This is a genomic window from Acidisphaera rubrifaciens HS-AP3 (genome assembly GCF_000964365.1).
Classification (GTDB): Bacteria; Pseudomonadota; Alphaproteobacteria; order Acetobacterales; family Acetobacteraceae; genus Acidisphaera; species Acidisphaera rubrifaciens.
Map to the genome: position 1 here is coordinate 1 of NZ_BANB01001061.1, position 289 is coordinate 289.

1 protein-coding gene is annotated in these 289 nt (G+C 73.4%); it reads left to right on the forward strand.

The genetic code is table 11. The annotated features are described in order from the left end of the window. Positions 1-162 precede the first annotated feature (162 nt). A partial coding sequence (locus B8460_RS20030) for a ParA family protein (RefSeq protein WP_048863391.1) occupies positions 163-289 on the forward strand: 127 nt, incomplete at its 3' end.

The window sequence follows — 289 nt, forward strand, 5'->3', positions numbered from 1 at the left end:
CGGCGCGCGCGGCGGCGGCAGGCTGGGGCGCGCGGTCGGGCATGCGGTCGGATGGCACGGGCGGCACTATAGCGCGCAACGCCGCCGCCCGGCTCAGGATGCAGCGCACAAAACACCCATGCGGCCTGCTACCCTGGCGCCGTCTGCGAATCGGAGGCGTGCATGGCCGTCGTCATCACCGTCGCGCAACAGAAGGGCGGCGCCGGCAAGACGATGCTGGCGGCCAACCTCGCCGCCGTCTTCGCCGAGGGCGCGCGCGTCGCCATCCTCGACATCGACCCACAGCGCA